Origin of the sequence: Actinomadura rubrisoli (assembly GCF_004349215.1) — a bacterium.
In the GTDB taxonomy this organism is placed as follows: domain Bacteria; phylum Actinomycetota; class Actinomycetes; order Streptosporangiales; family Streptosporangiaceae; genus Spirillospora; species Spirillospora rubrisoli.
Map to the genome: position 1 here is coordinate 1 of NZ_SMKU01000385.1, position 8,195 is coordinate 8,195.

General features: G+C 73.3%; 5 protein-coding genes. 2 read left to right on the forward strand and 3 right to left on the reverse strand.

Annotated elements, in window-relative coordinates:
- A partial coding sequence (locus tag E1298_RS40365; protein WP_131902662.1) for a Xaa-Pro dipeptidyl-peptidase occupies positions 1 to 1,866 on the reverse strand: 1,866 nt, incomplete at its 3' end.
- 268 nt (positions 1,867 to 2,134) lie between these two features.
- Here E1298_RS40365 and E1298_RS40370 point away from each other — a divergent pair.
- Positions 2,135 to 2,335 (forward strand): DUF4236 domain-containing protein, encoded by a 201-nt coding sequence (locus E1298_RS40370; protein WP_131902663.1) that lies wholly within the window; start codon positions 2,135 to 2,137, stop codon positions 2,333 to 2,335.
- A 15-nt stretch (positions 2,336 to 2,350) separates the two neighbouring features.
- Here E1298_RS40370 and E1298_RS40375 read toward each other — a convergent pair whose 3' ends face one another.
- Complete coding sequence (locus E1298_RS40375; protein WP_131902664.1) at positions 2,351 to 3,796, reverse strand: aldehyde dehydrogenase family protein; 1,446 nt, start codon at positions 3,794 to 3,796, stop codon at positions 2,351 to 2,353.
- A 147-nt stretch (positions 3,797 to 3,943) separates the two neighbouring features.
- Between E1298_RS40375 and E1298_RS40380 the strand changes: the two genes are divergently transcribed.
- Positions 3,944 to 5,389 carry a sulfatase-like hydrolase/transferase gene (locus tag E1298_RS40380; RefSeq protein ID WP_243726130.1) on the forward strand — a complete coding sequence of 482 codons (1,446 nt, stop codon included), beginning with the start codon at positions 3,944 to 3,946 and terminating at the stop codon, positions 5,387 to 5,389.
- Between the two features lie 8 nt (positions 5,390 to 5,397).
- Here the strand turns inward: E1298_RS40380 and E1298_RS40385 are convergent, their stop codons facing one another.
- Positions 5,398 to 7,830 (reverse strand): HelD family protein, encoded by a 2,433-nt coding sequence (locus E1298_RS40385; protein WP_131902665.1) that lies wholly within the window; start codon positions 7,828 to 7,830, stop codon positions 5,398 to 5,400.
- Between the last annotated feature and the right edge of the window lie 365 nt (positions 7,831 to 8,195).

An 8,195-nucleotide genomic window follows, 5' to 3' on the forward strand; every position in this document is an offset into this window, starting at 1 on the left:
GGGTGCCAGGAGGGCCGCGGCGTCGTCGGTGGCGGCGGTGATGGGGACGCGGATGGAGCTGGACGAGAGGTCCACCGTCACCTGGGCGCCCGTGGGGGTCTCGGTGTTGTAGTCGGCGTCGGTGCCGGCGATGACCAGGGCCAGGCGGTGGCCCTTCTTGAGCAGGTACTCCTGGCTGAGCGTCTCCCAGCGGACGCCGTAGTACTTGCCCGGGGTGAGCGGGGACGGCCTGCTGAGCGAGGTGCGGTTCTGGGCGTCCAGCCAGCCGCGGGCGACGACGTTCACCGGGGAGGTGATCGTCTTGGTCTTCGTCTGCTTGTAGCAGGCGTCGTCGGTCGGGATGCTCTCGCCGTGGCAGTCCTCGGTGGTGAGCGTCTGGATGCCCGAGCCCGCGCCGAGGTAGTTCACGCGGGTGTCCTCGCCGTAGTCGACGAGCAGGGCGGTCACGTTCGAGGTGGGCTTGTCGAGCTTGACGGTGAGGCGGGCGTCGGGTGTGCCGGACAGCCGGGCCGTCGCCGGCAGCTCGCCCGAGACGTAGGCGAGGCGGTGGGGCTTGCCGGTGGTGGGGTCGGTGACCATCTCGGCCTCGGTGTGGCCCCTGCCGCGGGTGCCGGGCGCGTCGGTGAAGGTCCCGGTCGAGCCCTTGGGGGCGCGCTTGAGGCCGAGCGAGCCGTCCGCGCCGGGGCGCAGGGTGATGGTCGCCGCCCGGCGGGACGGCCAGTCGGACTGGGTGATCCACTGGTCGGGGCCGACCTCGATGTCCGCGCGGGGCTGCCGGAGGACGTCATTTCCGATCTTGTGGAGCTCGTGGTCGAACCACTTGTGCAGGGTCGCCACCCACAGGTCGCGGCGGGTGTCGAAGGGGTCGACGTGGCCGCGCTGGGACAGCCAGACCTTGCGGCGCACGCCGCGCTCGGCGAGGGCGTTCCACCACTTGGCGAAGTGGTCGTCCTTGACGTTCAGGTCGTTGACGCCGTGGAAGGCGAAGACGCTCGCGCGGACGTCGCCGACGCGGCCGATGGTGCCGTGCCGGTAGTCGGCGGTCTTCCAGTAGGCGTTGTAGTTGCCGGTCGCGTCGTCCTCGCCCTTGTCGAGGTCGGCGTTGACCGCCGCGCACTTGGCGGGCGGGTCGGTGTCGACGGTGTCGGCGAGGCCGGGCTGCTCGTCGGTCCAGTACTTCACGCCGTTCATGCGGCTGTAGTCGTACCAGCTGCTGATGGCCGCGATCGGGACGATCGTCTCCAGCCCCTTGACGCCGGTCGCGGCGACGCCGTTCGCGAGCGTGCCGTCGTAGGACTTGCCGATCATGCCGGTGCGGCCGGTGGTCCAGGTGGCCTTGGCGGGGGAGCCGTCGGGCTTGAACGCCTTGGCGCGGCCGTTCAGCCAGTCGACGACCGCCTTGCCGCCCAGCACGTCGGACGGGCCGCCGCTGACCGGGCAGCCGTCCGAGCGGGTGGTGCCGACCATGTCCACGGCGAGGAACGCGTAGCCGCGCGGGACGAAGTAGTTGTCGTAGAACAGGGGGAACTTGACCGGGTTCCCGTTCGCGTCGTAGACCTTGCGCTCGCTCTCGTTGCCCCGTCCGAGGTTGTCGTAGTACGGGCTCTCGTCCATGATCACCGGCACCTTGAGCCCGTGGTCGGACTCCTTCGGCCGGACGATGTCGACGTTCACCCGGTCGCGCTTGCCGTCGCGGTCGCTGTCCACGCTGGACTCGACGTAGACGTGCTCGCGGATCGCGTCCTTGTAGGAGAAGACGGGCTGGGTCACGCCGTCCCTCACCACGATCTTTGGGACCGGCCGGGCGACGGCCACCGCGCCGCCCGCGCCGATGAGCGCCGTTCCGGTCAGGACGGCGACGGTCATGGTCCGCCGGGTTCGTCTCAGGGATCGCCTGGCCAACCCGCACCTCCGGGAACTGGGAAGATGATCTATACCGGGCACAGGTTCCTCGTCCGCGGGCGCCGGGTAAAGGGCGTCGCTCGACGAACTCCGGCCGGTTTTGGTCACAACCTGCCCTTGCGCACCCGGCCCGTCCGGAACCCGTGTCGCGGACGGTCCGTTCCGCGCCCGGAGGGTGCCCGGCACGCGGTCCGGGCACCCTCCCGCCACCAAACGATCTACGGAGGCGACGATGGGCTGGAGTTACCGCAAGTCAATCCGGAAGGGGCCGTTCCGCATCAACCTGTCCAAGCGCGGCGTGGGGCACAGCGTCGGCGCCCGGGGCGCCCGCTACAGCCGGTCCGCCGACGGGCGGCGAGAGATGACGTTCCGGATACCGGGGACGGGCCTGTCGTGGCGCCGCCCGCTCGGCCGGCGCCGCTCCCGGCGGTGAGCCGGGCCCGGCCGCTCAGGTCTCGATCAGGCAGGCCTTCTCGCGGGTGTAGGCGAGAAGGGAGTCGTGGCCGTAGCCGCTGTCCTTCACGCCCTCCAGCGGGAACACGACCTTGCGGTAGGTGTTGACCCAGACCGTGCCCGTCTCCAGGGCGCGGAACATCCGCTGGGCGGTGCCGAGGTCGCGGGTCCACACGCCCGCCGCCAGCCCGTAGGACGAGTCGTTGGCGATGGCGACCGCCTCCTCCTCGGTGTCGAACGGGAGGACCACCGCGACCGGGCCGAAGATCTCCTCCTGGCAGACGCGCAGCGCGTTGTCGTCGGTCGCGAACAGGGTCGGCTCGACCCAGTAGCCGCCCGCGCGGCGGCCGTCGACGAGTTCGGGGCCGGACCGGCCGCCGAACACCATCTCCGCGCCCTCCTTGGCGCCGATCTCCAGGTAGGACGTGACGCGCTCGTACTGCTCGCGCGACACGATCGGGCCCATCGTCGTCTCGGGGGACAGCGGGTCGCCCAGCCTGATCCCGGCCGCGATCGCGCTCATCCGCTCGATCATCTCGTCGTACACGGGGCGCTGGACGAGGATCCGCGACCCGCCGTAGCAGATCTGCCCGGCGTTCGCCGTGAAGATCGCCTGCGTGGTCACCCCGGGCGCGGCCCTGTCCAGGTCGGCGTCCGCGAAGACGATGTTGGGCGACTTGCCGCCGAGCTCCAGGGCGAGCGGTTTCAGCGCGTCCGCCGACGCCCGGGTGATGATCTTCGCGGTGTCCACCGAGCCGGTGAGGCTGATCTTGTTGACCCCGCGGTGCCGGACGAGCGCGTCGCCGACCTCCTCGCCCAGCCCGGACACGATGTTCAGCACTCCGGGCGGCAGCACCTCGCGCAGCAGCTCGCCGACCCGCAGGGACGAGGCGCTCGCCTGCTCGGCGGGCTTGATGACGACCGTGTTGCCCGCCGCGAGGGCCCAGGCCGCCTTGGCCGACAGCGTCGAGATCGGCGAGTTCCACGGGATGATCCCGAGCGTCACGCCGTACGGCTCGCGCCGCGTGAGCCCGAGCGTGCCCGGCCCGAAGTCGACGCTCCTGCCCTCGACCGCGGCGGAGCACTCGGCGGCGGCCATGTTCCACAGGTAAGTCATGCCGGGAAGGTCCCGCTCGGCCGTCTCGGTGATGATCCGCCCGTTGTCGGTCGTCTCCAGCTCGGCCAGCTCGCGGGCGTTCTCCGCGAACACGTCCGCGACCTTGCGCAGGAAGCGGGCGCGCCCGGCCGCCGGCATCCCGGCCCAGCGGGGGAACGCCGCGCGGGCCGCCGCCACGGCGGCGTCCGCGTCCGCCGCGGTCCCGCGCGGGACCCGGGCCCAGACCTGCCCGGTCGCCGGATTGACCGAGTCGAGCGTCCCGCCCCCGCCGGAGCGCGTGAGCTCACCGCCGATCAGGTTCTGAAACTCGCGCAGCTCTGCCATCGCCGTCCCTTCGCGGATCCCGTCGTACGGTGACCAAGCGTACGCTTGGTCAACCTCGGGAGGGAAGCCGGGGCCCCATTGCGCCCGATGCCGCTATTCCCTACTATTCCGGTTTGTTTAGTAAAACGGGTGAGAAAGTAGGCATACGTGAGCGAGACAGAGCGCGGAGCGGACGAGGCGTCCGGACGGGGGATCAGCCGCCGGGGCGCCGTCGCGGCGATGGCCGCGGCCACGGCGGCCGGGACCGCGCTCGCCGGAGCCGGGACGGCCGAGGCGGAGACCCGCGAGCGCCCGTTCCAGGCCGACCCGCGGCCGGGCGGCTCCGCGCGGCCCAACATCCTGATCATCCTCGGCGACGATCTGGGCTGGGCCGACCTGGGCTGCTACGGCTCGCCGGAGATCCGCACGCCCCACCTGGACGGGCTCGCCCGGCAGGGCGTCCGCTTCACCGACGCCTACTCCGCCGCCGCCGTCTGCTCGCCCACCCGTTTCGGCCTCTACACCGGCCGCTATCCGGGACGGCTGCGCGGCGGCCTTGAGGAGCCGATCGCCCGCCCGGACGAACTGCACGGCATCCCCCGGGACCACCCGACGCTGGCGTCCCTGCTGAAGGGCGCCGGGTACGCCACCGCGATGTTCGGCAAGTGGCACTGCGGCTACCTGCCCTGGTACAGCCCGCTGAAGTCCGGCTGGGACACCTTCTTCGGCAACCTGTCCGGCGCCGTCGACTACTACTCCAAGATCACTACCGAGGGGCGCGACCTCTACGAGGGCGAGACGCCGGTCGAGTCGCTCGGCTACTACACCGACACGCTCGCCGACCGCGCCGCGGCGTTCGTCCGCGAGCGGCACGACCGGCCCTGGCTGCTCAACCTCAACTTCACCGCCCCGCACTGGCCGTGGGAGGGGCCGGGGGACCGCGCGGTGAGCCGGGAGATCACCTCCCGCGTCCAGGCGGGCGACGGCCAGGCCCTCTGGCACCAGGACGGCGGGTCGCTCGCGACGTACCGGCGCATGGTCGAGGCGCTGGACGCGGGCGTCGGGCGCGTCCTGCGCGCGCTCCGCGAGACCGGCCAGGAACGCGACACGCTGGTGCTGTTCTCCAGCGACAACGGCGGCGAGCGGTGGTCGTACCAGTGGCCGCTCACCGGCGCCAAGGCCGGGCTGAACGAGGGCGGGATCCGGGTGCCCAACCTCCTGCGCTGGCCCGCCCGGATCCGTCCCCGCCAGGTGAGCGGCGTGCCCGTCATCACCCAGGACTGGACGGCGACGATCCTGGAGATCACCGGCGTCCGGCCCGCCGCGTCCCACCCCCTGGACGGCCGGAGCATCGCCCCCTACCTGCTGCGCGGCGCGCGCCCGCCCGAGCACGACCTGTTCTGGCGCACCCGGACCTCGCGGGCGCTGCGCCGCGGCCGGTGGAAGTACCTGCGCGCGCCGCGGGCCGCCGGGGCCGCGCCCGCCGACGCGCTCTACGACCTGGCCGCCGACCCCCGCGAGCAGGCCGACCTGGCCCGCCGCCGCCCCGACGTCCTCACGGCGCTCAGCGCCCGCTGGGAGGAGATCAACAAAGACCTCCTCCCTTATTCCTGACCTACTCCCTACGCGGTCGCCAGGCGGGAGAGCATGGTGGGGAGGGGGCCGTCGTGGACGACGGTGAGGCGGCGGGTGGCGCGGGTGAGGGCGACGTAGAGGTCCTGGCCGCCCTTGGGCGACTCGCCGAGGATCCCGGCCGGGTCCACGACGACCACCGAGTCGAACTCCAGGCCCTTGGCCTCCTCGGCGGTCAGCACAACGGCGGGGGAGTCCAGCGCCTCCGGCGTCGCGCCGGCGGCCGCGTCCGGGAGGGCGGCGAGGACCTGCGGGTGCCGCGCCCCCGAGACGATCACGGCGAGCCGTCCCTCCTCGACCCCGCCGCCCGCCCTGGCGGACGCGTCCGGCACCACGGCGGCCAGCTCGGACCGGACGAGGTCCGGCAGGCCGTCCACGCCCATCGCGACCGCGCGGGGCGGCGCGCCGTCGTCGCGGACGGGCACCGGCGGCACCTCCCCGGGCGCCACCGCCGCCAGCACGTCCTCCGCCACCTTCATGATCGCGGCGGGGGTGCGGTAGTTGACCATGAGGCGCTGCTCGCGCCAGCGGCCCGGCACGTACCGGTCGAGCATCTGGCCCCAGGACGCGGCGCCCGCCGCGCTGCCGGTCTGCGCGATGTCGCCGACGACGGTGAGGGACCGGGTCGGGACGCGGCGCATCACCGCCCGCCAGGCCATCTCCGACAGCTCCTGCGCCTCGTCCACGATCACGTGCCCGTAGGCCCACTCGCGGTCGGCCGCGGCGCGCTGCGCGGTGGTGAGCGCCGGGCCGCCGTCGCGGTGCTGCTCGGCGAGCGCCTCCGCGTCGACGACACCGCCCGCGTTCATGTCGGCCGCCCCGGTCGCCTCGATCACCTCGCGCGCGTACCGCTCGGCGTCGCGGCGCTCCCGCTCGGCGGCGCGGCGGCTGCGGGCCCGCTCGGCGGAGTCGTCCGTGCCGAGCAGCTCGGCGGCCTCGTCCAGCAGCGGGACGTCGGAGACCGTCCAGGGGGCGTTGCGCGGACGGTGCAGCGGCGCGGTCTCGCGGACGCCGGCCGCCGCCCCCAGCCGGGCCAGGGTCTCGGGGTCGGCGAAGAGGTCGGCGAGCAGCTGCTCGGGCGTCAGCTCCGGCCAGAGGGCGTCGAGCGCGGCCCGGATGCCCGGCTCGTGCCACATCGCCTCCTTGGCCAGGCGCAGCTCGGCCTCGTCCATCAGCGGCTCGTCCACGGCCTCGTCGAGCAGCTCCTGGAGCCACTGGGGGACCTGGCCCGACTTCGTGATCTCTTCGAGCGGCTCGTCGATGATCCGGTCGTACTGCTCGGCGCGGTTCAGGGCGAGCGCCTCCAGCAGGTCGTGGACGAAGCGCCGCCGCTGCACGTTGTGCGGGACGGGCAGCGCGCGGGCCCGGTCGCGGGCCAGCGCGCACGCCTCGGGCTCCACGCGCAGCGTCAGCCCGTCCGACTCGATCTCCAGCCCGCCCTCGGGCACGCGCTGCCGGTCGCGGACGGCCGCCTCGATCAGGGCGGCCATCGGCAGCCCGCCCTTCACGACCGCGACGGACGGCTCGTCGGCGGCGGTGGCCTTCAGGCCCGGGTACAGCTCGCCGACCGTCGCGAGCGCGACATCGGTCTCGCCGAGGCCGGGAAGCACCTGCTCGATGTAGCGCAGGAACGTCGCGTTCGGCCCGACGACCAGGACGCCCCGGCGTTCCAGCACGTCGCGGTAGGTGTAGAGCAGGTACGCGGCGCGGTGCAGCGCGGCGACGGTCTTGCCGGTGCCGGGCCCGCCCTGCACGACCAGGACGCCCTGGAGCGCCGACCGGATCACCTGGTCCTGCTCCTCCTGGATGGTGGCGACCACGTCGCTCATCCGGCCCGTCCGGCCGCGGCGCAGCGTCGCGAGCAGCGCCGCCTCGCCCACGATGCCGCTCCGCTCGGCCTCGTCGAGCCCCTCCAGGTCGAACACCTCGTCATCGAGCCGGACGACCTCGCGGTGGCGCAGATGCAGATGGCGGCGGCGCGCGAGCGTACCGGGCGCGCCGGGCGTGGCCGTGTAGAACGGGCGGGCCGCGGTGGCGCGCCAGTCGATCAGCATGGGCTCGTGGTCCTCGTCGCGCAGCCCGATCCGCCCGACGTAGAACGTGTCGCCGCCCGCGTCCGAGCGGTGGTCGATCCGGCCGAAGCACAGGCCGTGCTCGACGCCGCCGAGCCGGGCGAGGCGCCGGGCCGCCTCGTCGGTGGCGACGGCGCTCTCCAGCCGGGCCTGGAGCACCCCGCCGCCTCCCGCGGCCGGTGCCTCCCGCAGCGCCGCCTCGGCCCTGGCCCGCTCCTGGTCGAGCCGCGCGTACACGCGGGACACCTGCTCCTGCTCGGTGCGCAGCGCCGCCCGGCGGGCCTCCTCCCGACCTCCCGGCTCCACATTCTCGGCTTCCGGCTTGACATCAGGGGCTTGACGGAGTCCCATGCTTCGGGTACGCTCCCATCTATAGGGTGGAGTTTGGTGTGCGCAATTTGTAAGTAGTCAGCCTACCATCCCCCTTGTGGCCTCCGTGCCACTTCGCGTCAACCTCCCCGGCCGAACGGCCATGCCGTCCGCACAAGGTCTTAAAAGATCGTTTCTGTTGCGGCGGCCGTCACCGGGGTGGTGCCTTCCGGCCACCGGCCTTCGCGAGGCTGTCCGGCGATCAAGCCGGACACCCCGAAAGGTCGCGCACCCATGGCCGACTCCCACCAGCTCAACCGGAGATCCTTCCTCGTCGCCGGCGGACTCGCGGTCGGCACAGCCGCCGCCGTGACCGGCGGCCCCGGCCTCGCCCAGGCCGCCCCCTC